Origin of the sequence: Actinomycetospora sp. NBC_00405 (genome assembly GCF_036044095.1) — a bacterium.
Taxonomy (GTDB): Bacteria; Actinomycetota; Actinomycetes; order Mycobacteriales; family Pseudonocardiaceae; genus Actinomycetospora; species Actinomycetospora callitridis.
Genome location: NZ_CP107938.1, coordinates 5,311,062 through 5,332,493 on the forward strand (window position 1 = coordinate 5,311,062; position 21,432 = coordinate 5,332,493).

Here is a 21,432-nt window from a genome sequence, read left to right on the forward strand (position 1 = left end):
TGAAATGCCGGAGCCGGGAGATCGCACTTCGTCGCAGCATCGTGACAGTCCCTCACTCCGACGGGTGCCCGGACGGCCTATCCTCGGCTCACCGATCACGAACAGTGATCAGGTGGGGGCGGTGTTCCTGCCGGCCCCGGGCGGGCGGGGGTCGCCATGTCGGTGCTGGGGTGGGTGCTGGTCGGGGTGGCCTGCTGGGTCGTCGTCTCGGGGCTCATGGCACTCGTCGTCGCCCGCCTCATCCGCGCGAACTGCGTCTCCGTCCTCGACGTGCTCCCCGAACGCCACCGGCGGGCGCCGGACCCGTTGACGGTGCCGTCGGAGGACGGGGAGGGGGACGGGGAGCCGGACGGAGACGTGGCCCAGGAGCCCGGCGACCTCCCCGCCCCCCGGTCCGGCGCCCACGACGAGGCCCGGGCGGCCGAGCGCCGCCGGCCGTCGCCGTAGCGCTACTCGAGCACCAGCCGCACGATCGCCACGAGCCCGACGACGACGATCACGGCGCGCAGGACGGTGGGGGACAGGCGCCGGCCGATCCTCGCGCCGAGCAGGCCCCCGATCGTCGAGCTCACCGCGAGGATCGCGACGACGGGCCAGCTGATCGGGGCGACGACGGCGTAGACGGCGCCCGCGACGACGTTGACCACGGCCGCGAGCACGTTCTTGTAGCCGTTCAGGCGCTGCAGCGGCTCGGTGAGCATCAGCCCCATGACGCCGACGAGCAGGATCCCCTGGGCCGCCGTGAAGTACCCGCCGTAGACGCCGACGAGGAAGATCAGCGGGTAGAGGGGCCAGGTGCGGCGGGTGGCGGCGGGCTTCTCCTTGAGGCGCCGGGTCAGCAGCGGCTGGAGCACGACGAGCAGCAGCGCGAGCCCGACGAGGAACGGCACGATCGTCTCGAACGCGTCCTCGGGCAGCGAGAGCAGCAGGGCCGTGCCGCCGACCGCCCCGAGCGCCGACATCACCGACCACAGGATCAGCTGTCGCCGGGCCCCGACGATCTCGCCGCGGTAGCCGTACGCGCCGGTGATGCTGCCCGGGACCAGGCCGATCGCGTTCGACGTCGTCGCCGTGACGGGCGGATAGCCCATGGCGACGAGGACCGGGAACGTCACGAGCGTCCCGGACCCGACGACCGTGTTGATCGTCCCCGCCCACACGCCGGCGACGGCGATGAGCACGGCGTGCCAGAGCGTCACGCCGGGACCCTAGGTCCGTGTCGCGCCCGCCGCGGGGCGGGGCGGACCGGCGCGGCCGAGCGTCGTGTGCCCGTCGGTCAGGTCCCGGCGAGCGGGCGCGCCAGGCGGGTCAGCGAGGCGATCAGCGACGGGGAGTCGTGGTCGGAGAGCAGGCGGCGTTCGGCGTCCTCGACGGCCGGGGCGAGGCGCTCGTGCGCGGTCCGCCCACGGGTGCTGATCGCGACGCGCACCCGCCGGCGGTCGGTCGGGTCGGCCTCGCGGAAGACCAGGCCCAGGGCCGCCAGCCGGTCGACGACGCGGGTGAGCGTCGAGTCGTTGAGACGCGTCCCGGCCACCAGGTCGCGCATGGCCTGGTCGCCCGCCACGGCGACACGGTGCAGCACGAGCCACTGGTCGAGGGAGAGTCCCTCGCCGGTGGTGATCTCCTCGACGCGCCGCGTGACCTCGTCGAGGGCGTGGACGAGCGCCACGGTCAGCGAGTCGTCCTCCTGCGCCATCCGGCCCACCTCCGCCGCGTCATCGCGGGCTGTTGAGAAATTCCCAGATGGTGTGACCATAAGGGCTCTGGCCGGTCCTGCCGTCCCTCCACCTCCGGGGGCCTGATGCCGCACGACGAGTGGCGCGTCGCGATGGTCGTGCCGTTGCGGGGTCCGGCGGGCCTGTTCGCCCCCTCCTGCGAGGCGGTCATCGAGCTCGCGGTCGACGAGGTGAACGCGCACGGCGGCATCCTCGGCCGCGAGGTCGTGGCGGAGATCGTGGACGGCGGCGACCGGCCGGACCAGGTGGCCGCCGACGTCCGGCGGCGCGTCGACGCCGGCGCCGTCCACGCGGTCAGCGGCTGGCACATCTCGTCGGTGCGCGAGGCCCTCGTGCCCGTGCTGGCCGGGCGGGTGCCCTACGCCTACCCGTCGCTCTACGAGGGCGGGGAGTCGCGGCGCGGGGTCTTCTGCAGCGGTGAGACCCCGGAGGTGCAGATCGCGCCCGCGCTGCGGTGGATGCGCGACGAGCTCGGCGTGCGTCGGTGGTTCGTCGTCGGCGACGACTACGTGTGGCCGCACCTCTCGGCCCGCGCCGTCCGCGGCTTCGCCCACGAGCTCGACCTCGACATCGTCGGCGAGGCCTTCGTCGCGCTCGGGGCCATGGACGTCGAGCGGCTCGTGGACCGCGTGGAGCGCGCACCGTGCGACGGGGTGCTGATGCTGCTCGTCGGGCAGGACGCCGTCGACGTCAACCGCGAGTTCGCCCGGCGCGGGCTCGACGACCGCCTCGTGCGCTTCAGCCCGCTGATGGAGGAGAACATGCTCCTGGCGAGCGGCGCGGACGCGACGGGGAACCTCTTCGTCGCCTCGTCCTACTTCCGCTCGATGGCGACGGCCGGCGCGCTCGACCTGCTCGGCGGCTACCTGCGCAAGCACGGTCCCGAGGCGCCGGCCCTCTCGAGCGCCGCCGAGAGCTGCTACGAGGGGCTGCACACCCTCGCCGCGATCGCGCACCGCGCGGCCACCGACCGCCTCGAGGCGTGGGACGCCGCCGTCGACGGGACGGCCTACGAGGGGCCGCGCGGCACCGTCGAGTTCCGCGGGCGCCAGGCACGCCAGCCCGTGCACCTCGCCGTCGCGGACGGTGTCGACTTCGACGTGCTCACGGCCCTCCCGGCCGTCGCCCCTTGACGTCACCGGCCGGAAGTACTCTCATGTGAGAACTTTTCGCTTGGCGACGATCGGAGTGCTCATGCCCGAGACCGTGTTCCGCGTGGACCAGTCCAAGTCGATGCGCGACCAGGAGGTCCCGGGGCACAACCGGTGGCACCCGGACATCCCCGCCGCCTCCTCGGTCCGGCCCGGCGACGTGTTCCGGATCGAGTGCAAGGACTGGACCGACGGTCAGGTCCGCAACGACGACTCGGCCAACGACATCCGCGACATGGTCCTCGACCACAACCACATGCTCTCCGGCCCGATCCACGTCGAGGGCGCCGAGCCCGGCGACCTGCTCGTCGTCGACTACCTCGACCTCGGCCCCGCGCGCGCCGGCGCGGCGTCGGTGGGCGACGAGCCCGGCGAGGGCTGGGGCTACACCGGCATCTTCGACATCAGCAACGGCGGCGGCTTCCTCACCGACCACTTCCCGCGCGCGGGCAAGGTCATCTGGGACTTCCAGGGCATGTACGCCACCTCGCGGCACCTGCCCGGGGTCCGGATCGCGTCCAACGTCCACGCCGGGCTCGCGGGGTGCGCGCCGGACGCCGACCTGCTCGCCCGGTGGAACCGCCGCGAGCAGGCGCTGATCGACACGAATCCGGACCGGGTGCCGCCGCTGGCGCTGCCGCCGCTGCCGAACCACGCGCTGCTCGGGACGATGAGCTCGTCGGACGTGGAGCGGGCCGCCCAGGAGGCCGCGCGCACCGTGCCCCCGCGCGAGCACGGCGGCAACGTCGACATCAAGAACCTCTCGATCGGCTCCCGCGTCTTCTACCCCGTCTACGTGCCGGGCGCGAAGTTCTCCATCGGCGACCTGCACTTCGCCCAGGGCGACGGCGAGATCAGCTTCTGCGGGGCCATGGAGATGGGCGGCTACGTCGACGTGCACGTCGACCTCATCAAGGACGGGGTGAACAAGTACAAGACGGACACGCCTATCTTCCAGCCGGGCCGCCACGAGCCGCGCTACAGCGAGTTCGTCTCCTTCATCGGCATCTCGGTCGACGAGGCGGGCGACCAGCACTACATGAACGCGACGGTCGCCTACAAGCGCGCCTGCCTCAACGCCATCGAGTACCTCAAGCAGTTCGGCTACACCGGCGAGCAGGCCTACCTGATCCTGTGCGCGGCGCCGATCGAGGGCCGCATCAGCGGCATCGTCGACATCCCCAACGCCTGCTGCTCGCTCTACCTGCCCACCGGCATCTTCGACGTCGACATCCGCCCCACGGGCGACGGCCCGACACTCGTCGACCGGGGACAGTGCGCCACGGCGAGCTAGCCGGGGCTTCACAGCGCCGCCGTCGGGCCGCGCCTAGGGTGCGCGGTATGCCTGGAATGTCCGTCCGTCGCGGCGCCGCCGCCGTCCTGCTCGCGTTCGCGGTGGTCGGCGGTGCGTCCGCCTGCACCGAGACCGAGGAGCCCGAGGACGACGCGCCCAGCCAGCAGGTGCCGGGCCAGCAGGTGCCCGGCCAGCCCGAGCAGGAGGACGACGACTGATCCGCTCACCCGGTCGGGCGCTTCCGAGCGTCCGGCCGGGGATCAGCGGGGAGACTGCCGCGCGTGACCGACACCGAGGCCGTCGACACCCACCTCGTGCGCTGGGGGCCGCTGCGCCTGGACGTCGAGCCCGGCGTCTACGGGACGGTCGTGCTGATGACCGTCCTGGTCGTCGCGCTGGACGACGGCATCGAGGACTTCGCCGAGGCCGCGCAGGTGATCCTGGGCCCGCTGCTGGCGACGTTCGCCGCGCACCTGTTCGCGTCGGTGCTCGCCCGTGTCGCGCGGCAGTCGGCCCCGCCGACCCGCGCGGAGCTCCGGCACCTCACGGGGCACGCGGCGCAGTACCTGGTGCTCGCCGTCGTCCCGCTGCTCGTCGTCGTGGTCGGCGCGGTGAGCGGGCTCTACGACCCCGAGGACGCCGTCGACCTCGTCTGCTGGCTCGGGCTGGCGTACCTCGTCGTGCTCGGTGGCGTCGGCGGGTGGCGGGCGAGGCGGGGCCTGCCGGGCGCGCTCGTCGGGGCGGTCGCCGCGGGCCTGCTGGGGTTCTTCGTCCTCGTCCTCCGGGTGGTGCTGGAGCACTGACGGGTCACATCGGTGGCCGGCGGGGGAACGATGTGCGGCCCGTGGACGTCTTCTCTGCATGGTGTTCTCGGCGCGGCGTCTCATGCTGGCGGCCCTGCTCGTGGTCGCCGCGGCGATCTGGGTGCTGATCAACAAGCCCGTCGAGGGCGAGGTGCTGCTCGAGCTGAGCCGGCGGCACGGCGTCACCACGGCCGACCTGCTGTCCGTCGTCATGCTCGCGATGGCGGTCGTGATCGCCTGGCCCTCGCGGCGTCGGGAGCGTCCCGCGCAGGCCCCGTACCGGGGTGCGCCGCAGTGGACGCCCCCGGCCGCGCCCACGCGCCGGAGCTGAGCGGCTGGATGCGGCCTAGATTCGGGGCGTCACCGAGCATCGGGAGGGGACGGCGATGTCGTCGGCGCAGGTCTGGCTGATCACCGGGACGAGCAGCGGGTTCGGGCGCGCGATCGCCCGGGAGGCGCTGGCGCGCGGTCACCGCGTGGTCGCCACCGCCCGGCGGGTCGAGGACGTCGACGATCTCGTCACCCTCGACCCGGAGCGGGTGCGCACCGCCCCGCTGGACGTCACCGACCCGGCGGCCGTGCGGGCGGCGGTCGACCTGACGGTGGCCGCGTTCGGGCGCATCGACGTCGTCGTCAACAACGCGGGCTACGGCAGCCGCGGGGCGTTCGAGGAGTTCACCGAGCAGCAGATCCGCGACCAGTTCGAGGTCAACGTGTTCGGCGCGCTCGCCGTCACGCGGGCGGTGCTGCCGGTCATGCGCGCTCAGGGGTCGGGTCACGTGATCCAGATGTCGTCGCTCGCGGGCGTGCGCTCGGCGCTCGGGGGATCGGCGTACTCGGGTTCGAAGTTCGCGCTCGAGGGGGCGTCCGAGGGCCTCGCGGTGGAGGTCGCGCCGCTGGGCATCAAGGTCACGATGATCGAGCCGGGCCCGTTCCGCACCGACTTCGCGGGCCGCTCACCGGCACGCGCGGAGCCGATGGAGGCCTACGCCGCGATCCTCGACGAGTCGCGCGCCCGGTTCGCCGCGCTCCACGGCACCCAGCCCGGCGACCCCGAGCGCGCCGCCCGGGCCGTCCTGGACGTCACCGAGCTCGACGACCCGCCCCTGCGCCTGCCGCTCGGGCCGTCGGCGTTCGACTCCATCCGCGCGACCCTGAACGCCCGCCTCGCCGAGCTCGACGCCGTCGAGGAGCTGGGGCGTCACACGGACTTCCCGGCGGAGACCGTGTCCTGAGGACACGGTCCCGCACGGAACCACCGACCCGACCGCGTCCCCTCGAGGCGGACGAGGCCGGCGTCGGGGAACCACGGCCGCTTCCGCTCCGCGGTGACGACCACCCACCGCCGCGCGACGGCGCGCGCCAGCGCGACCCACTCCGGGGTCAGCGGGGTGCCGACGGTGTGGTCGCGGGCGAGGGTGAAGCCGTGGTCGGAGGCGCGCGGGTCGGTGAACATCGGGTCGAGCAGGACGACGTCGACGTGCTCGCCGCGCGCGGCCAGGTCCGCGAGCACCGGCCGGGAGTCGCCGTGGCGGACCTGCACCGGGGCCGAGCCGGGCCGGGGGATGGCGCCGGCGAACCCCTCGGTGGCGAGGACGGCGAGGACGAGGTCGGCCTCGACGCCGAGCACCGCGCCGTCGGGTCCGACGGCCCAGGCGGCGACGAGCGCGTCGCGGCCGAGGCCGAGCGTCGCGTCGAGCACGCGGTCGCCGGGGCGGAGCTCGCCGGCGCGGATCAGCGGGTCGGTGTCGCCGTGACGCAGCGCCCGCAGGCGCTTGGCCGCCGTGCCCTGGTGGAACGTCAGGCGCCCGCGCGCGGACTCGGCGACCCAGCCCTCCGCGGTGCACACCAGCGCGGTCGCGGCGTCCCCGCGCGCCGTCGCCACCGAGCGCCGGTTGCGGTCGACCACGGGCAACCCCCAGGCGTCGGCGAGGCGCCGGGCCTCGGCGCACACCGCGTCCGACGGCGACTTGCTCGTCGTGACGACGACCCCGGCACCCACGTCGTCGAGCGTGCCTCCTGCCTCGTCCGGCCCGGGAGGCCGGGGTGGTGACGACTTGGCGCGCCGGAACGGGCCGCGCGTGACACCGTGAGGCGGTGACGGCGACGGGGCGGGCAGCACGGGCCGCGGTGACGACGGCGCTGGCGTTCCTGGTCCTCGGCGGGGTCCTCGGCGGGGTCCTCGGCGGCTGCTCCAGCGAGTACGCGCAGGGCACCTCGGCACCGGCCGCGCGGCCGAACACCTCGCTCGAGGCGGCGCGCACCAAGCTCGGCCTCATCCAGCAGGACCCCTGCTACACCTCGCGCGACCTCCTGCGGCAGTGGCCGGTGTGCGGTCGCTGGGAGGAGGAGGTCCGCAACGTCGCGAACGCGGCGGCGGGCGCCCGACCTGACGACCGCGAGATCACCGACCCGGCCGCCGCGGTGGAGACCGGCCACGAGCACTTCCTCCGCGCGGGGTGCCCCGCCGGCGTCGCCCCGGCCGACCCCGCGACGTGCGTGGCCGCCGTCGGCGAGACCCGGGTCGCGGTGACACGCCTCGCGACAGGTCTCGCCGCTGCCCGCTGATCATCAGCCGGTAGGGCACGGTGCACGGCATCACGCACGTGGGGTGGGCCGGTCAGAGGAACGCGTCGAGGGTGATCGGCAGCGAACGCACGCGCACGCCGGTGGCGTGGTGGGCCGCGTTGGCGATCGCGGCGGCGGCGCCGACGATGCCGATCTCCCCGATGCCCTTGGACCCCATCGGGTTGACGTAGGGGTCGTCCTCGTCGACCCACTCGACGTCCATGCGACCGACGTCCGCGCAGGTCGCGATGTGGTAGCCGGCGAGGTCGCGGTTCACGACGTGGCCGAACCGGTCGTCGAGCACGCTCTCCTCGTGCAGGGCCGCGGAGAGCCCCATGGTCATGCCGCCGAGGAACTGCGAGCGCGCCGTCAGCGGGTTGACGATGCGGCCCGCGGCGAAGACGCCGAGCATCCGCGGCACGCGGATCTCGCCGGTGTCGGCGTGCACGGCGACCTCGGCGAAGTGCGCGCCGTAGGCGTGCATCGCGTACTCGCCCGCCCACGGGTTGTCCGGGGTGGTGGCGTCGGCCGCGTCGCCGTCGTCCGGGTCGTCGCCGTACTTGTCGCGGAAGCGCTCCGCGGCCTCGGTGATCGCCGCGCCCCAGGACGTGGTGCCGCTGGAGCCGCCCGCGGGCGACGCGGAGCCGAACGCGGTGTCGCCGATCGCGAGGTCGATCCGCTCGACGGGCACGTCGAGGGCGTCCGCGGCGATCGCGGTGAGCGCCGCCCACGCGCCCTGTCCGATGTCGGACGCGGCGATCTCGACCACGTAGCGCGGCAGCCCCGCCCCGTTCCCAGCTGCCCCGTTCCTGGCTGCCCGGACCCGCGCCTCGGAGCCGGGGAACCGCACGACGGGGAACGACGCCGCGGCCACCCCGGTGCCGTGCCACCAGCCGTCGACGAGACGTGACCGCGGCGTCGGGTCACGGCGCTCCCAGCCGACGAGCTCGGCGCCCCGGCGCAGGCAGGCCACGAGGTTGCGGCTGGAGTACGGCAGGCCCTCCTCGGGGTCGACCTCGGGCTCGTTGCGCACGCGCAGCTCGATCGGGTCAATGCCCAGGGCGGCGGCGAGCTCGTCCATCGCGCACTCGGCGCCGAAGCTGCCCGGGGCCTCGCCGGGGGCGCGCATGTAGGTCGGGACGCCGACGTCGAGGGGCGCGACGCGGTGGGTCGTGCGCCGCGTGTCGGCCTCGTACATCCCGCGGCTGAACGCCGCCGTGGGCTCGACGAACTCCTGGATGCGTGAGCTCTGCTCGACGACGTCGTGGGTGATCGCGGTGAGCCGGCCGTCGGCGTCGGCACCGAGCGCGACGTGCTGGATCGTCGCGGGCCGGTGCCCGACGAGGTCGAACATCTGCTGGCGCGTCAGCGCGTACTTCACCGTCCGGCCCGGGACCGCCCGCGCGACGAGCGCCGTCAGCACGGTGTTGGGGTGCGTGCCGCCCTTGGACCCGAACCCGCCGCCGACGTGCGGGGCGACGACGTCCACGTCGTCCTCGGCGAGCCCGAACGCCCCCGCGAGCGCCTGCCGGGTCCAGCTGACGGCCTGGGTCGCCTCGTGCACGACGAGCCGGCCGCCCTCCCAGACGGCGACCGTCGTGTGCGGCTCCATCGGCTGGTGGTGCTCCATCGGCGTCCGGTACGTCGCGCGCACCGTCACCGCGGCCTGCGCGAGCGCCGCGTCGGGGTCGCCGCGGGTGTCGTCGGCGGGGGCGCCGGTGATGAGCGTGTCGGGACCGTAGAGCTCGGGGGAGTCCTCGTCGAGCGCGGCGACGTGCGGCTCCTGCTCGTACGTCACACGCACCAGCTCGGCGGCCTCGCGCGCCGTCTCCGACGTCGTGGCCACCACGGCGGCGACGTACTGCCCGTGCTGGTGCACCTGCGTCGACTGCAGCACCCCGTGGTCGGGGTCGATCGCGTCGGACAGGCGCGGCGCGGTCTCCGGGGTCAGCACGAGGACGACGCCGTCGAGCGCGTCCGCGGCGGACGTGTCGATCGCGGTGACCCGTCCGCGGGGGATCGCCGCCTGCACCGGGAAGAGGTACAGCGGCTCGGACGCCGGGTGCTCGAAGGCGTACGGGGCGCGCCCACGGACCTTCTCCGGGCCCTCGGGACGCGGCATCGCCGTGCCGATCGCGTGCGGGGTGACGGTCATGCTCGGTCCTCCCTTCCGGTCAGCCCGCGCAGCGCGGCGGTGACGGCGGCGGTCACGAGCGGCAGCTTGAACGCGGTGCCGCCGCGCGGGCTCTCCACGGGCCGTGCGTCGACGAGCTCGGCGCGTGCCGCGGCGCGGAAGGTGTCGTCGGTGGCGGGAGCGCCGACGAGGGCCTCCTCGGCCGCGGTCGCCCGCCAGGGCTTGTGGGCGACGCCGCCGAGGGCGAGGCGGGCGTCGGTGATCGTGTCGCCGACGACCTCGATCGCCGCCGCCACGGACACCAGGGCGAAGGCGAACGACGCGCGGTCGCGCACCTTGTAGTACGACGAGCGCGCCGCGATCGGCGAGGCCGGCAGGTCGACGGCGGTGATGAGCTCGCCGTGGGCGAGGACGGTGTCGCGCGACGGCTCGCCCCCCGGGAGCCGGTGCAGCGCGGAGAGCGGGATCGAGCGCTCGCCCTCGGCGCCCAGCACGCGGACCTGCGCGTCGAGCACGGCCAGGGCGACGGCCATGTCCGACGGGTGGGTGGCGACGCAGGCGACGTCGGCGGGCTCGTGGGTCGCGCCCAGCACTGCGTGGTGGCGCGCCCAGCCCTCCAGCGCCGAGCACCCCGAACCGGGCTCGCGCTTGTTGCACGGCGTCGTGAGGTCCTGGAAGTAGACGCACCGCGTGCGCTGCAGCAGGTTGCCGCCCGTCGTGGCCATGTTGCGCAGCTGGCCGGACGCGCCGGCGAGCAGGGCCTGCGCGAGCACCGGGTAGCGGGCGCGGACACGCTCGTCGGCGGCGAGGTCGGCGTTGCGCACCCCGGCGCCGATGGACAGGCCGCCGCCGGGAGCGTCGGTGATCTCCGTCGAGGTCAGGCCGGTGACGTCGACCAACGTGCTCGGCGTGACGAGGCCGAGCCGCAGGTGGTCGACGAGATTGGTGCCGCCGGCGAGGAACGCGGCGCCGGGATCGGCGGAGACGGTGGCGACGGCACCCTGGGCGTCGTCGGGCCGCTCGTAGGCGAAGGGCTTCATCGGGCCACCTCCCGGTGGGCGACCTCGTCGACCGCGTCGACGATGTGCGCGTAGGCGCCGCAGCGGCAGAGGTTGCCGCTCATGCGCTCGGCGATCTCGGTGCGGTCGAGGTCGACCCCGGCCGTGAGGTCGGCGGAGAGATCAGGGGTGACCACGCTCGGGTGGCCGGCGGCGGCCTCCTCGAGCATGCCGACGGCGGAGCAGATCTGGCCCGGCGTGCAGTACCCGCACTGGTAGGCGTCGTGGGCGAGGAAGGCCTCCTGCAGCGGGTGCAGCTCGCCGTCGGCGCCGAGCCCGTCCGCGGTGGTGACCTCGGAGCCGTCGTGGGCGACCGCGAGCGACAGGCAGGACAGGGTCCGGCGGCCGTCGAGGAGCACGGTGCAGGCACCGCACTGACCGTGGTCGCAGCCCTTCTTCGCGCTGGTGATGTCGAGGTGCTCGCGCAGGGCGTCGAGCACGGTGGTGCGGGTGTCGACGGTGAGCTCGTGGCGCCGCCCGTCGACGGTCAGGGAGAGATCGGCGTGCACTCGGGACAGGTACCCCGTGTCCGCAGGGCCACCCGCACGGGGCACCGGTCGACGGGACCGGCTGCTCGGCGCACGATGGAGACATGGCAGAGGTCGAGATCGCCGGGGTGGGCCAGGAACAGGGCAGCGAGGACCCCGTGCTCCTGCTGCGCGAGCAGGGCGGTGCGCGCCGCTACCTCGCGATCTGGATCGGCGCGCCCGAGGCCACGGCCCTCGCGGCCGCCGAGGTCGCGGCCACCCTGCCGCGACCGCTGACGCACCGGCTGCTGCTCGACGCGGTCGAGGCGTTCGGCGCCCAGCTCGTGCGGGTGCGGCTCACCGAGCTGGTCGAGGGGCAGTTCCACGCCGAGCTGGATCTCACGACGTCCGACGGCGGCACCCGCGTTGTGTCGGCGCGCGCCAGCGACGCGGTGACGCTCGCCGTGCACCAGGGCTGCCCGATCGAGGTGTCCGAGGCGGTCCTCGACGAGGCCGCCCTGCCCGCGAGCGCCGTGGCGACGGTCGGCGGCACCGAGGACGAGCCCGACGAGGCGAACCCGATCCCTGGCGCGACGTCCCCCGACGTCGAGGACGAGGTGGAACGGTTGCGTCGCGCGCTCGCCGAGGCCACGCCAGACGACTTCAAGGCCGACGAGGAGTAGGCGGCGCCGCCCGGAGTCCTAGCACCCGCCCCCGGGTGAGGCACGTACATCCTTCTGGCGTGTCGCGACGATCCACGTGACACTCCGTGCGTGACATGGGGGCGGACGCACCGATCGGGATCACCCTTCGGGGACGGCGCGATGCGGATGGTGGACGTGGGCCCGGAGCTCGTCGGGGTGCACGACGCCGAGGCGACGGCGCCGTACGTGGCGCGCGCGGCCGACGACCGTCTCGAGAACGTCCTCGGCGCGGACCGCCCGCTCGTGGTGGTCACCGGCGACCGGCTCGCGGGGACGTCCCGGGCCGTGCATCGAGGACTGCGCCGGATGCTCGGGGACACCCGGCTCCTGGCGATCGCCGACCCGCACACCGTCGACCTCGCGCGGGCGCTGACGTCGGCCGCGGAGACGGCCGCGCGTTCCGGGCCGGTGGTCGTCCTCGCCGACGACGCGCCGCCCGCGCTGCTCGACCAGGTCGTCCCCGACGTCGTCGGACGGCTGTCCACCGACGTCCGGCTGGTGCTCACCGCCCGGCGGACATCCCTCGACGCCTTCGTCGCCGGTCCCACCCGCGCGCTGCTCGACGCGGCACTGGTGACGATGCCCGCGGACGGGACGCCGGCGGGGGAGCAGGTGCGTCCGGTGCTGAGGGCGCGCGCCATCCTCGATCCGGTCGGGTGGTCGTCGCTCCTGCCGCTCGCCCTGCTGCGCACCGCAGTGGACTGGGAGCGTCTCCACGTTCCGGCCCCGCTGACGCCGCAGCTGCTCGCCGAGGTCGCGCCGGTGCACCTCGCGGCGCTGGGCGTGCCCGCGCCGGAGCCCGAGGAGCTGCGACGGGTGGCCCGCGACCTCGTCCGGGCCGATCACAGCGGGATGCGGCTGCTGCGCGCGAGCCGCCGCGACGGGCGCGTGCACCTCAGCCCCGACCGTCTCTTCTCCCACCTCGCCGACCGCGACGCGGCGGGCTGGGCCGTGCCCGAGGAGCTGGCCCGCGACCTCTGGGGCCGCCTCGGCCCGGTGGAACGCGCCCGCACCGCGCGGGTCGCGCTGGCCCGGGGCGACGACCAGGTCGCGCTGTGGCTGGCCACGCAGGTCGCGCCCGACGACCTCGAGCCCGAGGCCCTCTACCGGCTCGGCGTCACGCTCGGGGAGCGCTCGGCCGCGCACACCCCCGAGCCCGGCCGCTGGGACCGCGGCGCGATCAACTGGCTGACCGCGGCCCTCGACCGCGCCGAGGGCGACCTCGTGGGCCGCGCCCACCGGAGGATCCTGGCCATCGAGTCGCGGCGCGACGGCGTCGTCGACGTCCCCGAAGCCCGCACGTCGGCGGACAGCTCCTCGGAGGCCCAGACCCCGCCGCCCCGCGTCCGGCTGATCCAGATGCGCGAGGTCGCGCGGGCCTGAGGGCGGCTCAGGCGGCCACGCGACACAGGGAACGGTCGGCGACCGTCAGGACGGCGAACAGCACGGAGGCGGCGAGCATGACGAGTGCGAGCTCGTGCATCCCCGCGGTGCCGGCGCCGTCGCGGAAGACGATGCCGTTGGTCGCCGACGCCGTGATGGCGCCGAGGTAGAAGAACGTCCGCATGAGGCCGGCCGACGAGCCGAGGCGCGCCGGGTCGGCCTGGTGGTAGACGGCGGTCTGGTTGGCGAGGTTGTTCAGGCCCTGCGGGATGCCGGCGAGCACGGCGACGGCGAGCAGGAACCACAGGGCGCTCTGCGCGTCGACGAACAGCAGGACGACGGCCAGCGCCACCTGCGCGAGCGCCCCGACCAGCAGCTTGCCGCGGATCCGCGGCGACCGTCCGGTGATCGACGAGACCACGATCCCGGCGGCGAACACCGGCAGCAGCACGAGTCCCGCGATCTGCGGGGAGAGCCCGCGCCCCTCCTCGAGCCACTGCGTGAAGCCGTAGAGCAGGGCGTACGACGTGACCGCCGCGAGCAGCGACCGGGCGTAGGTGGCGAGCAGCGGGAGGTTGCCGCCGAGCAGGCGCAGGTCGAGGAACGGGGCCGGCGCGCGCAGCTCCCACCACGTCAGCCCGGCGCCCGCGGCGACGCTGAGCACGGGCAGCCACCACAGGTCGGCGCGCAGGTGCGTCAGGAACACCAGCAGCGTGACGAGCGTGGCGACGAACAGGACGATGCCGAGCGGGTCGATCGCGCGGAACGCGTCGCCGAGGCGCCGCACCCCGTCCGGAGCACGTCGTGGCAGGTAGAGCGCGCCCAGGACAAGGCAGCCCACGGCGAGCGGGACGTTGACCGTGAACGTCGCCCGCCAGCCGCCGACGCCGATGAGGAATCCGCCGAGCGTCGGCCCGATCACCGCGACGGTCTGGGTCGACACCGCGAGCACCGTCAGGATGGTCGCCGGGCTGTCCTGCCCGGTGCGGTCGGCCTCGCCGCGGATCAGCGTCATCGCGGCCGGATAGCCCGCGCAGGTCCCCAACCCGAGCAGGACCCGGGAGAGCACGAGCACGCCGATCGACGGGGCCAGTGCGCCGACGAGGCCGCCGGCGCCGATGAGCACCGCGCCGGCGAGGAAGAGCCGTCGCGCGCCGTAGAGGTCGACGAGGCGCCCGACCACGGGCTGGCCGATCGCCGTCGCGAGGTAGAGCCCGGAGACCAGCCAGGCCGTCTGCGCCGGCGCCGCCCCGAGTGCCGCACCGATGGGGATGAGCGCGACCGCGATCATCGACGAGTTGATCGGGTTGAGGATCGCCCCGAGCACCATGGGGGCGACGAGCCGGCGGTCGAAGTGGTCGGGGGCTGGATCCGAACCGGGACGCAGCTGGTGGAGGGTCGTTGTCGTCATCAGCGGGCGGTCACCACCCGGTCGAGCAGGCCCATGGCGGCGATGACCGTGGCGCGCTCGTCCTCGGTGAGCTGTTCGTGGAGCGTGCGCGCCAGCCACTCCTCGCCCGCGGCGCGGGTGCTGTCGAGCAGCGCCCGGCCGGCGGGGGCGACCGAGATCGTCTGCCGGCGCCCGTCGTCGGGGTCGGGCCGGCGCTCCACCAGGCCGCGCTCGGCGAGCGCGCCCACCGACACCGCCACCGACTGCGGACGCACCCCCTCGGCGGCCGCGAGCTCGCTGGCCGTGCGCGGGCCCTCGCGGTCCAGGCGGCTCAGCAGCGACGTCTGCGTCGGCGTGAGCTCGTCGGGGTCGCGCGACTCACGCAGCCGACGCCGCAGCCGCCCCACCGCGACCCGCACCTCGTGCGCCGCCCGCACCGCCGACGTGCTCAGCTCACCCGTCTCCGCCACGGGCCCCAGGTTAGATCGACAGTCTCAACTGTTCAACGTGAACTGTTCAGTTCGTCCTGTCGATCGCTGTCCAGGTCCGCGTGTCCGGCGATCCGGTCGGCGAACGCCGCGCTGTCGAGCGCGACGGGCGGGTGCTCGGCGAGGAAGCGCAGCAGGCGCTCGGCGAAGGCCTCGGGCTGGTCGGCGTGCGGGAAGTGGCCCGCCCCCTCGAAGAGGGCGAGCTCGCTGTCGGGCACCAGCTCGTGGGCCCGGCGGCCGTGGTCGACGGGGATCAGCGTGTCGGCGGTGCCCCAGGCGATGAGCAGGGGCAGGTCCGCGGCGAGGTCGAGACGCGAGGTGGCGCGTACCCGCTGGCCGCCGCCGTCGATGACGCTGCGCGCGGTGTGCACGAAGGCGCGGCGGTGGACGGGGTCGGCGAGCGACGCGTACGCGCGGCCGGCCTCCCACGACGACGGAGAGATGCGGGCGAGCTGCCGGGGGAGCCGTCCCGCCACCCCGGCGATCCTGCGCGCGGCCGACACCACGCCGGTGCCCGCGATGACGGGCAGCACCCACTCGGCGGCCGGCAGCGTCGCCGCGCGCAGGGCCGGGCTGACCTCGCGGCCCAGCCCGCCGGAGTCGATGAGCACGAGACGGCTCGTGTGCTGGGGGAACTGGAAGGCGAACTGCTGGGCCACCCCGCCGCCGAGGGAGTGGCCGACGATCGTCGCGCGCTCGTAGCCCAACGAGACGAGCAGGTCGCGCAGGCCGGTCGCGTAGCCGCCGAGCGAGTAGTCCGCCCAGGGCGCCGACGACGATCCGTGGCCCAGCAGGTCCGGCGCGATGTAGCGACGGCGGTCGCGGCGCCGCGCCATCTGGGCCAGCAGCGGGCTCCAGGTGTGCGCCGAGCCGGCGATGCCGTGGATCAGCAGGACGAGCTCGCCGTCGCGCTCGTCGACGTCGTGCGCGGGACCGGAGTCCCAGAAGGAGACGTGGTCGCCGTGCAGGGTGGCGTATCGCCGCAGCGTGCGGCGGTTGACTGCTGTCGAGTCGTCGGTCACTCGGACCTCCCCTCGAGGCTCCCTCCAGGATGCCCGGGCGGGGGTCGACGGACCCGCGATCGGTGCGTGAGCCGCGTCAAGCCCGGAGCCTTCTCCGGCCGGCGTTTGGACGGAACTCCAAAGGCCGGCCGAGACCGTCTCGCGAGGGCGCGCGGGGCTCCCTACCGTCCGGCGGGCGACATGACGAGGGGAGAGGGATGGCCTGGGACTTCTCGACCGAGCCGGAGTTCGCGGCCGAGCTCGACTGGGCGCGCCGCTTCCTGGAGGAGGAGATCTACCCGCTCGAGGTGCTCGACCTCGACCACGGGGCCTTCCGCCGGCTCGCCGCGCCCCTGCAGGAGCGCGTGAAGGAACGCGGCCTGTGGGCGGCGCATCTCGACCCGGAGCTCGGGGGACGGGGCTTCGGCCAGCTCAAGCTCGGCCTGCTCCACGAGGTCCTCGGTCGCAGTGAGCTCGCGCCGTTCGTCTTCGGCTGCCAGGCCCCCGACTCCGGCAACGCCGAGCTCATCGCGCTCGCCGGCACCGAGGAGCAGAAGCGGCGCTGGCTCGACCCGCTGCTCGACGGGCGGATCCTCTCGGCATTCGCGATGACCGAGCAGGGCACAGGCTCCGATCCACGCCAGTTCACCACCCGCGCGGAGCGCGACGGGGACGAGTGGGTGCTCACGGGTCGGAAGTGGATGGTGGGCAACGCCTCGCGGGGCGACCTGCACATCGTCCTCGCCGTCACCGAGCCCGAGGCCGACGCGCACCACCGCATGTCGATGCTGCTCGTCCCGGGCGACGCACCGGGCATCCGCGTGCGCGACCTGGGCCTGATGAACGACCCCGGCGGCGAGAACCCCGTGTGGGCGCACGGCGAGGTCGACTACGACGGCGTGCGGGTCCCCGCGGAGAACCTCCTCGGCGGCCGTGGGGAGGCGTTCACCCTCGCCCAGCGCCGACTCGGGCCCGGTCGGATCCATCACTGCATGCGGTGGATCGGGGTGTGCCGGCGGGCGTTCGACATGCTCGCCGAGCGGGCGGTGTCGATCGCGGTGCACGGCGGCCCGCTGGCCGACAAGCAGACGGTGCAGAACTGGGTGGCCGACAGCGCGGCGGCGATCGAGGCCGCCCGCCTGCTCACCCTGCAGACCGCGTGGCGCATCGACCAGGTCGGCGCGCCGGCCGCCCGCACCGAGATCGCCATGATCAAGTACCACGGGGCGACGGTGCTGCACGACGTGCTCGACCGCGCGGTGCAGATCCACGGCTCGCTGGGGTTCACCACCGACATGCCGCTCGAGCAGATGTACCGCTGGGCGCGGGCCGCGCGGATCTACGACGGCCCGGACGAGGTGCACCGGGTGAGCGTCGCCCGGCGTCTCCTACGCGACTACACGCCGACCCCGATCCCGTCCGAGCACGTCCCCACCCGACGCGCGGCTGCCCTGGCCCGCTTCACCGAGGTCCTGGAGCACCCGCTGGAGACGGTCTCGTGACCACCGCGACCCTCGCCGTGCCCGCCGGTCTCGCGGCGTGGCTCGACGAGCACCTCGACGGCGCCGGGCCCTGGCGTCTCGAGCGCCTCACCGGCGGGAACTCCAACGAGACCTGCCTGTTGAGCGACGCGGCGGGCGCCTCGTGGGTGCTGCGCCGTCCGCCGCCGCACGCCCTGTCGGCGTCCGCGCACGACGTCGGCCGCGAGCACCGGGTGCTCACCGCGCTCGCCGTCGCCGGCGCGCCCGCCCCGCGACCCGCCGCGTGCTGTGAGGACCCGGACGTCCCTGGTGGCCCGTTCCTCGTCATGGAGCACCTCGCCGACGCCGTGTCGATCACTGACACGCTGCCCGACACCTGGCCGTCGGACGGTGTCGTGGCCCTCGCCGATGAGGTCGTCGACGCTCTCGCCGCCGTGCACCGGGTGGCGTGGGACGAGGTGGGCCTCGACGGGTTCGGACGCCCCGACGGGTTCCTCGAGCGCCAGGTGCGGCGGTGGTACGGGCAGTGGGAGCGGATCGCGCGCCGCCCGCTGCCGCGGATGGACGACCTCGCCGCCTGGCTGGAGCGCCGGCGTCCGGCGAGCTTCCGGCCCGGCCTCGTGCACGGCGACTTCCACGTCGACAACTGCCTGTTCGACCGCGCCTCGCCCCGCCTGCTCGCGGTGATCGACTGGGAGATGGCCACCATCGGCGATCCGCTGCTCGACCTCGGGCTCCTCCTCGCGTTCTGGGGCCCGCGTCCGGTGGAGAGCCCCGCGATGCCAGCCCTGCAAGCGGTCTCCCGCACTCCCGGTGCGCCTCCGGTCGAGCACCTGGTGACGCGCTACGAGGCGCGGGTCGGCCGCCCGGTCGGCGACGTCGCGTACTACCGCGTGCTCGCGCTCTTCAAGCTCGCCGCGATCGTCGAGGCCGCCTGGTCCCAGCACCTCGCCGGCGACCTCGACACCCCGTACGCCGCGGCCCTCGGGCACGACGTCCCCACCCTGCTCGAGGAGGCATGGGCCATCACGGGCTCTTAGAGAGGTCCACAACGCGACGCGGCCGCGATGGTCCCCCCGGGGCGGCGGTCCGGTCAGCATCGGGGCATGGACCACGAGGTGGCGTTCGGGCTCTGGTACGACTTCCGCAACCCGGTCCCCGACCGGGCATTCAGCACGTTCTACCGCGAGGTGCTCGATCAGATCGCCTGGGCCGAGGAGCTCGGGCTCGACTCGGTCTGGCTCACCGAGCACCACTTCTGCGACGACGGGTACACGCCCTCGCCGTTCACCCTGGCGGCCGCGATCGGGGAGCGGACCCGGCGCATGCGGGTGGGGACGAACCTCATCGTCTCGCCGCTGCACGACCCGATCCGGCTCGCCGAGGACGCCGCCACCGTCTCGCTGCTGACCGGCGGCCGTTTCGACCTCGGGGTCGGCCAGGGCTACTGGGAGCGCGAGTTCGCCGCGTTCGGCAAGAACATCAAGAACCGCCCCAGCCTGCTCACCGAGGGCGTCGAGATCATCCGCCGGGCCTGGTCGGGCTCGGCGGAGCCCTACGAGGGCAAGCGCTACCGCTTCCCGGGCCTGCCGGTGACGCCGGTGCCCGAGCAGACCCCGCAACTGCTGGTCGGGGCCATGGCCGAGCCGGCGATCGAGCGCGTCGCGCGCATCGGTGACGGCTTCCTCTCGACGCAGAACCACCACCACGACATGTACCTCGACGCGCTGGAGCGCCAGGGCACGCCCCGCGAACAGGGCCGCATCTACGCGGGCCAGTGGGCCCTGATCGCCGAGGACCCGGAGCGCGAGTGGGCCGAGATCGGACCGCTGGTACTCGACCAGCTCAACACCTACATCGCCTGGGGTGCCTTCGGACCGCCGGACGCGACGCCGCGCTTCGCCGACCCGGACCAGATCGTGGCCGCCGGCGCTTTCACGCTCTGGGACCCCGCGACGGCCGTCGACGAGCTCACCGCGCTGCTCACCGCCCGCCCGCAGATTCGCGACGTGCACTTCTGGGCGCAGCTGCCCGGCGAGTCGGTCGACCACGGGTCGCGGCGCGTCGAGCTGCTGGCGACCCGGGTGGCGCCGGCGGTGCGGCAGCGGCTGGCGACACCGGTGGCCCAGGCGTGAGCCTGCTCGTCACCGCGTTCCTCGACCGCGTCCGCGACCACGCGCCGGACCGGGAGATCGTCGACTACGTCGAGGGCACCTGCGTGCGCCGCAGCACCTACCGCGAGTACGACGCGCGGGTGCGTCGCCTCGCCGGCGCACTCCGAGCGCTCGGCGTCCGCCCCGGGGACAGGGTCGCGACGCTCGCGGGCAACCACCACCGCCACCTCGAGCTCTACCTCGCCGTGCCCCTGGCCGGAGCGGTGCTGCACACGGTGAACCTGCGCCTGGGCCCCGACGAGATCGCCTACGTCGTCGGGCACGCCGAGGACTCCCTGCTGTTCCTCGACGCCGCACTCCGCCCCGCCGCCGCGCCCGCCCGCACAGCGCGCCCGGGCATGGGCGTCGTGGTCCTCGACGGCGACCCGGAGCCGGGGGAGATGCGGTACGAGGACCTCGTCGCCGGCGGTGACCCCCTCGACGGCCCGCCGCCGCGCGAGGAGGACGACCTCGCCGCCCTCTGCTACACGACCGGCACCACCGGCGCGCCCAAGGGCGTCGGCTACTCGCACAAGGCGCTCTACCTGCACACCGTGGCCGCGGGGCTCGCCGACGGACACGCGATCAGTCGCCGCGACCGGGTCGTGCACCTCGTCGCGATGTTCCACGCCAACGCCTGGGGCGTCCCGTTCGCCGCGCTGATGGCGGGCGCCGACCAGATCCTGCCGGGCCCGCAGCCACGGGTCGCCGACGTGGTGACGATCATCGAACGGGAGCGCGCGACCTACCTCGGCATGGTCCCGACACTCGCGGTCGACCTCGTCGCGCACGCACGGCGCACCGGCGCCGACCTGCGCAGCCTGCGCGCGCTGGTGCTCGGCGGCTCCACCCCGAGCCGCGAGCTGATCCGGGCGATCGAGGAGGACCTCGGCGTCCCCGCCTTCCAGGGCTGGGGGATGACCGAGACCTCACCGATGGCGACGTTCTCGAGCCCCGAGCCCGGCATGACCCCGGACGAGCGCTACGACGCGGTCCGGACCCAGGGGCGCCTGCTGCCCGGCCTGGAATGGCGTCTGGTCGACGAGGACGGCGCGGTGGTCCCGCACGACGGCGTCGCGCGCGGGGAGCTGCTGCTGCGCGGGCCGTGGGTCGCGACCGGCTACTACCGCGGCGAGCGCCCCGAGGCGTTCGTCGACGGCTGGCTGCGCACGGGCGACGTCGCGACGATCGACCCCGAGGGGCGCCTGCGCGTGGTCGACCGCACCAAGGACCTCATCAAGAGCGGCGGGGAGTGGATCAGCTCGCTGGCACTCGAGGCGGCCCTGCTCGAGGCACCGGGCGTCGCCGACGTGGCCGTGGTCGCCGTGCCGCACGAGCGGTGGCAGGAGCGGCCGGTCGCCGTCGTGGTGCCGGACCCCGACACCCCGGGCGGCGTCGACCCGGACGCGGTGCTCGCGGCGCTCGAGGGTCGGGTGCCGCGGTGGTGGCGCCCCGACCGCGTCGAGGTCGTCGACGCCCTGCCCCGCACCAGTGTCGGGAAGGTCGACAAGCGCGGGCTGCGCGAACGGCTTGGAGGAACCCACAACGTCGCGGACGCCGGCGGCTCCCGGGTGCCCGCGAACCCTTCCTAGGTTCCAGCGAGCACACGACCAGCAGCAGG

23 protein-coding genes are annotated in these 21,432 nt (G+C 74.5%); 14 read left to right on the forward strand and 9 right to left on the reverse strand.

Annotated elements, in window-relative coordinates; translation table 11 throughout:
* Positions 1 to 156 precede the first annotated feature (156 nt).
* The gene (locus tag OG774_RS26160) at positions 157 to 447 is read left to right on the forward strand and encodes a hypothetical protein (RefSeq protein WP_328305255.1); all 291 of its coding nucleotides are present in this window, start codon (positions 157 to 159) and stop codon (positions 445 to 447) included.
* A 2-nt stretch (positions 448 to 449) separates the two neighbouring features.
* Here OG774_RS26160 and OG774_RS26165 read toward each other — a convergent pair whose 3' ends face one another.
* Positions 450 to 1,199, reverse strand: coding sequence for a sulfite exporter TauE/SafE family protein (locus OG774_RS26165; protein WP_328305256.1), 750 nt, complete (start codon positions 1,197 to 1,199; stop codon positions 450 to 452).
* 77 nt (positions 1,200 to 1,276) lie between these two features.
* Complete coding sequence (locus OG774_RS26170; RefSeq protein ID WP_328305257.1) at positions 1,277 to 1,696, reverse strand: MarR family winged helix-turn-helix transcriptional regulator; 420 nt, start codon at positions 1,694 to 1,696, stop codon at positions 1,277 to 1,279.
* Positions 1,697 to 1,801: 105 nt separating this feature from the next.
* Here OG774_RS26170 and OG774_RS26175 point away from each other — a divergent pair, with 105 nt between their 5' ends.
* The 6 genes from OG774_RS26175 (at position 1,802) to OG774_RS26200 (ending at position 6,219) form a co-directional block, all read left to right on the forward strand.
* On the forward strand, positions 1,802 to 2,869 hold the full coding sequence (locus tag OG774_RS26175) for a substrate-binding domain-containing protein (RefSeq protein WP_328305258.1): 1,068 nt from the start codon (positions 1,802 to 1,804) through the stop codon (positions 2,867 to 2,869).
* 61 nt (positions 2,870 to 2,930) lie between these two features.
* Positions 2,931 to 4,181, forward strand: a complete 1,251-nt coding sequence (gene fmdA / locus OG774_RS26180) for a formamidase (RefSeq protein WP_328305259.1) — start codon at positions 2,931 to 2,933, stop codon at positions 4,179 to 4,181.
* Positions 4,182 to 4,228: 47 nt separating this feature from the next.
* Complete coding sequence (locus OG774_RS26185) at positions 4,229 to 4,399, forward strand: hypothetical protein (RefSeq protein ID WP_328305260.1); 171 nt, start codon at positions 4,229 to 4,231, stop codon at positions 4,397 to 4,399.
* A gap of 63 nt (positions 4,400 to 4,462) precedes the next feature.
* Positions 4,463 to 4,984 carry a hypothetical protein gene (locus OG774_RS26190; protein WP_328305261.1) on the forward strand — a complete coding sequence of 174 codons (522 nt, stop codon included), beginning with the start codon at positions 4,463 to 4,465 and terminating at the stop codon, positions 4,982 to 4,984.
* 58 nt (positions 4,985 to 5,042) lie between these two features.
* Positions 5,043 to 5,315 (forward strand): hypothetical protein, encoded by a 273-nt coding sequence (locus tag OG774_RS26195; RefSeq protein ID WP_328305262.1) that lies wholly within the window; start codon positions 5,043 to 5,045, stop codon positions 5,313 to 5,315.
* A gap of 55 nt (positions 5,316 to 5,370) precedes the next feature.
* Positions 5,371 to 6,219, forward strand: coding sequence for an oxidoreductase (locus OG774_RS26200; protein ID WP_328305263.1), 849 nt, complete (start codon positions 5,371 to 5,373; stop codon positions 6,217 to 6,219).
* On the opposite strand, the gene OG774_RS26205 is transcribed toward OG774_RS26200, so the two are convergent.
* A complete protein-coding gene (locus OG774_RS26205) occupies positions 6,186 to 6,986 on the reverse strand; it encodes a class I SAM-dependent methyltransferase (RefSeq protein ID WP_328305264.1) in 801 nt (266 codons plus the stop codon). The genes OG774_RS26200 and OG774_RS26205 overlap by 34 nt on opposite strands.
* Positions 6,987 to 7,081: 95 nt before the next feature.
* On the opposite strand from OG774_RS26205, the gene OG774_RS26210 reads away from it, so the two are divergent.
* Positions 7,082 to 7,552, forward strand: a complete 471-nt coding sequence (locus OG774_RS26210; RefSeq protein WP_328305265.1) for a hypothetical protein — start codon at positions 7,082 to 7,084, stop codon at positions 7,550 to 7,552.
* A 52-nt stretch (positions 7,553 to 7,604) separates the two neighbouring features.
* Here the strand turns inward: OG774_RS26210 and OG774_RS26215 are convergent, their stop codons facing one another.
* From OG774_RS26215 to OG774_RS26225, 3 genes are read right to left on the reverse strand one after another with little or no spacing between them, the layout of a single operon-like run.
* Positions 7,605 to 9,707, reverse strand: coding sequence for a xanthine dehydrogenase family protein molybdopterin-binding subunit (locus OG774_RS26215; RefSeq protein ID WP_328305266.1), 2,103 nt, complete (start codon positions 9,705 to 9,707; stop codon positions 7,605 to 7,607).
* Positions 9,704 to 10,726: an FAD binding domain-containing protein gene (locus OG774_RS26220; RefSeq protein ID WP_328305267.1), complete on the reverse strand. Its 1,023-nt coding sequence runs from the start codon at positions 10,724 to 10,726 to the stop codon at positions 9,704 to 9,706. The genes OG774_RS26215 and OG774_RS26220 overlap by 4 nt, the downstream gene beginning before the upstream one ends.
* Positions 10,723 to 11,253: a 2Fe-2S iron-sulfur cluster-binding protein gene (locus tag OG774_RS26225; RefSeq protein ID WP_274194056.1), complete on the reverse strand. Its 531-nt coding sequence runs from the start codon at positions 11,251 to 11,253 to the stop codon at positions 10,723 to 10,725. Before OG774_RS26225 ends, OG774_RS26220 begins: the two co-directional genes overlap by 4 nt.
* Positions 11,254 to 11,336: 83 nt before the next feature.
* On the opposite strand from OG774_RS26225, the gene OG774_RS26230 reads away from it, so the two are divergent.
* Positions 11,337 to 11,894 carry a bifunctional nuclease family protein gene (locus OG774_RS26230; RefSeq protein WP_328305268.1) on the forward strand — a complete coding sequence of 186 codons (558 nt, stop codon included), beginning with the start codon at positions 11,337 to 11,339 and terminating at the stop codon, positions 11,892 to 11,894.
* A gap of 141 nt (positions 11,895 to 12,035) precedes the next feature.
* Positions 12,036 to 13,298 carry a hypothetical protein gene (locus tag OG774_RS26235; RefSeq protein ID WP_328305269.1) on the forward strand — a complete coding sequence of 421 codons (1,263 nt, stop codon included), beginning with the start codon at positions 12,036 to 12,038 and terminating at the stop codon, positions 13,296 to 13,298.
* Between the two features lie 7 nt (positions 13,299 to 13,305).
* Here OG774_RS26235 and OG774_RS26240 read toward each other — a convergent pair whose 3' ends face one another.
* Genes OG774_RS26240 through OG774_RS26250 form a run of 3 tightly spaced genes read right to left on the reverse strand, consistent with a single transcriptional unit; the run spans position 13,306 to position 16,198 of the window.
* Positions 13,306 to 14,709: an MFS transporter gene (locus OG774_RS26240; protein WP_328305270.1), complete on the reverse strand. Its 1,404-nt coding sequence runs from the start codon at positions 14,707 to 14,709 to the stop codon at positions 13,306 to 13,308.
* Entirely contained in the window at positions 14,709 to 15,158 is a 450-nt protein-coding gene (locus tag OG774_RS26245; RefSeq protein WP_328305271.1) for a MarR family winged helix-turn-helix transcriptional regulator, read from the reverse strand. The genes OG774_RS26240 and OG774_RS26245 overlap by 1 nt, the downstream gene beginning before the upstream one ends.
* A 32-nt stretch (positions 15,159 to 15,190) precedes the next feature.
* Entirely contained in the window at positions 15,191 to 16,198 is a 1,008-nt protein-coding gene (locus OG774_RS26250) for an alpha/beta fold hydrolase (protein WP_328305272.1), read from the reverse strand.
* A gap of 197 nt (positions 16,199 to 16,395) precedes the next feature.
* On the opposite strand from OG774_RS26250, the gene OG774_RS26255 reads away from it, so the two are divergent.
* From OG774_RS26255 to OG774_RS26270, 4 genes are all read left to right on the forward strand, one after another.
* On the forward strand, positions 16,396 to 17,679 hold the full coding sequence (locus tag OG774_RS26255) for an acyl-CoA dehydrogenase family protein (protein WP_328305273.1): 1,284 nt from the start codon (positions 16,396 to 16,398) through the stop codon (positions 17,677 to 17,679).
* A complete protein-coding gene (locus tag OG774_RS26260; RefSeq protein WP_328305274.1) occupies positions 17,676 to 18,698 on the forward strand; it encodes a phosphotransferase family protein in 1,023 nt (340 codons plus the stop codon). Before OG774_RS26255 ends, OG774_RS26260 begins: the two co-directional genes overlap by 4 nt.
* Positions 18,699 to 18,764: 66 nt before the next feature.
* Entirely contained in the window at positions 18,765 to 19,793 is a 1,029-nt protein-coding gene (locus OG774_RS26265; protein ID WP_328305275.1) for an LLM class flavin-dependent oxidoreductase, read from the forward strand.
* Entirely contained in the window at positions 19,790 to 21,403 is a 1,614-nt protein-coding gene (locus OG774_RS26270; protein ID WP_328305276.1) for a long-chain-fatty-acid--CoA ligase, read from the forward strand. The genes OG774_RS26265 and OG774_RS26270 overlap by 4 nt, the downstream gene beginning before the upstream one ends.
* Positions 21,404 to 21,432 lie beyond the last annotated feature (29 nt).

Coding starts and splice junctions, on each gene's coding strand:
- OG774_RS26235 (WP_328305269.1), top strand. CDS start 12,036: ATGCGGATGGTGGACGTGGGCCCGGAGCTCGTCGGGGTGCACGACGCC.
- OG774_RS26160 (WP_328305255.1), top strand. CDS start 157: ATGTCGGTGCTGGGGTGGGTGCTGGTCGGGGTGGCCTGCTGGGTCGTC.
- OG774_RS26170 (WP_328305257.1), bottom strand. CDS start 1,696: ATGGCGCAGGAGGACGACTCGCTGACCGTGGCGCTCGTCCACGCCCTC.
- OG774_RS26230 (WP_328305268.1), top strand. CDS start 11,337: ATGGCAGAGGTCGAGATCGCCGGGGTGGGCCAGGAACAGGGCAGCGAG.
- OG774_RS26175 (WP_328305258.1), top strand. CDS start 1,802: ATGCCGCACGACGAGTGGCGCGTCGCGATGGTCGTGCCGTTGCGGGGT.
- OG774_RS26255 (WP_328305273.1), top strand. CDS start 16,396: ATGGCCTGGGACTTCTCGACCGAGCCGGAGTTCGCGGCCGAGCTCGAC.
- OG774_RS26185 (WP_328305260.1), top strand. CDS start 4,229: ATGCCTGGAATGTCCGTCCGTCGCGGCGCCGCCGCCGTCCTGCTCGCG.
- OG774_RS26220 (WP_328305267.1), bottom strand. CDS start 10,726: ATGAAGCCCTTCGCCTACGAGCGGCCCGACGACGCCCAGGGTGCCGTC.
- OG774_RS26215 (WP_328305266.1), bottom strand. CDS start 9,707: ATGACCGTCACCCCGCACGCGATCGGCACGGCGATGCCGCGTCCCGAG.
- OG774_RS26265 (WP_328305275.1), top strand. CDS start 18,765: ATGGACCACGAGGTGGCGTTCGGGCTCTGGTACGACTTCCGCAACCCG.
- OG774_RS26200 (WP_328305263.1), top strand. CDS start 5,371: ATGTCGTCGGCGCAGGTCTGGCTGATCACCGGGACGAGCAGCGGGTTC.
- OG774_RS26195 (WP_328305262.1), top strand. CDS start 5,043: ATGGTGTTCTCGGCGCGGCGTCTCATGCTGGCGGCCCTGCTCGTGGTC.
- OG774_RS26240 (WP_328305270.1), bottom strand. CDS start 14,709: ATGACGACAACGACCCTCCACCAGCTGCGTCCCGGTTCGGATCCAGCC.
- fmdA (WP_328305259.1), top strand. CDS start 2,931: ATGCCCGAGACCGTGTTCCGCGTGGACCAGTCCAAGTCGATGCGCGAC.